This is a genomic window from Pseudomonas meliae (genome assembly GCF_001400515.1).
Lineage (GTDB): Bacteria > Pseudomonadota > Gammaproteobacteria > Pseudomonadales > Pseudomonadaceae > Aquipseudomonas > Aquipseudomonas amygdali.
The window spans coordinates 1-1,620 of record NZ_LJQT01000228.1 but is presented as its reverse complement, the minus strand read 5'-3'; the positions used below and the strand labels follow the sequence as shown (position 1 = coordinate 1,620).

The 1,620-nt window shown below is 51.6% G+C and carries 1 protein-coding gene; it reads right to left on the bottom strand.

What is annotated here, in order from left to right; all coding sequences use genetic code 11:
* Window positions 1-444: 444 nt before the first annotated feature.
* Window positions 445-1,452: an RNA polymerase sigma factor RpoS gene (gene rpoS, locus ALO64_RS10070; protein ID WP_044344272.1), complete on the bottom strand. Its 1,008-nt coding sequence runs from the start codon at window positions 1,450-1,452 to the stop codon at window positions 445-447.
* Window positions 1,453-1,620 lie beyond the last annotated feature (168 nt).

Genomic DNA, 1,620 nt, shown 5'->3' with positions numbered 1-1,620 from the left:
TGGGGCGGTATGACCCGCCCACATTTTATCCCTGATCCCTGTATTCCGTTGTCATCATCCTGATGAATCGCATCCTGCGATGTCCTTGACCGTCATCCTTGATGGCCTGTGCCTGTCCGTTGGCACAGCTTCGATATTAGAGATTTAAACCCGCAGAGCAACATCTCAAACGCTCCAGGATATTTCCATGTCAATCACCTTAAAAATATAATCTCTATTTAAAACAACGTGTTAAATCCGTAAACACAGCTGTTTGGCGACAAGCCTCACTGTTGTTACCTGAATGACTTACAGCAACCGTACGCAATGACTTACAGGCTTTGAAAGCTGAAAGGCCGAGCAGGCGCATTGACCTACGACATTCAAATAACGAAAGATATATAAAAAGGCCGATATACACACTCTGTGTTATATCGGCCCTGGATTGACATTACGAGGGGTTGGTTACTGGAAGAGAGACTCGCTGGACAAGCCGTTTTTTTCAAGGATCTCACGCAGGCGCTTGAGCCCTTCAACCTGAATCTGCCTGACCCGCTCACGCGTCAGACCGATCTCAAGCCCTACATCTTCAAGTGTGCTGCTTTCATGTCCGCGCAAGCCAAAGCGACGGATGACAACCTCCCGTTGCTTCTCGGTCAACTCAGACAACCATTGATCGATGCTCTGGGACAGATCATCGTCCTGCAGCAGCTCACAGGGGTCGGTCGGACGATCGTCGGTCAAGGTGTCGAGCAGCGTCTTGTCCGAATCAGGCCCCAGCGAGACGTCCACCGACGAGACACGCTCGTTGAGACCGAGCATGCGCTTGACCTCATCTACCGGTTTTTCCAGCAGATTGGCGATTTCTTCGGGAGAAGGTTCATGATCCAGCTTCTGGGTCAGCTCTCGGGCCGCGCGCAGATAAACATTCAACTCCTTGACGACGTGAATCGGCAGCCGGATGGTCCGGGTCTGATTCATGATCGCGCGTTCGATGGTCTGGCGAATCCACCAGGTGGCGTAGGTGGAAAAACGAAAGCCGCGTTCAGGGTCGAATTTTTCAACCGCCCGAATCAACCCCAGGTTGCCCTCCTCGATCAGGTCAAGCAATGACAGCCCACGATTGACATAACGTCTGGCAATTTTAACTACCAGACGCAGATTGCTTTCAATCATGCGTTTACGCCCGGCCGGGTCTCCACTTTGCGACAGACGCGCAAAATGAACTTCTTCTTCCGGGGATAGTAGAGGAGAAAAACCGATTTCATTGAGGTACAGCTGGGTAGCATCAAGCGCCCGCGTGTATTCAATGTACTTGTGTTGTTTGAGCGATGTTGAATGCTTGACCTTGGCGCGTCCGGAGGCAGCGGGTGGCTGCTTCTCGTTTGACGCTTCCTTCAGGACAATGCCGGCTTCCATAAGGAGCACTTCATCATCGATGTCAAACTCCGGCGCTTCGTTGCCAAGAGCCATTGTTTTAGTCCTTTGGTGAGTTCGACCTCAAGCTCCAGTATCGCCTGATTCCATGGCAACACTTGAGCCTGTTCCTAATACGCCCGGAACAGGCTGGCAACTATCAACGACGTGGCAAAAATCCCAATGGATCTACAGGTTTCCCTTGGGGAAGGTCTGAAGTAGCCG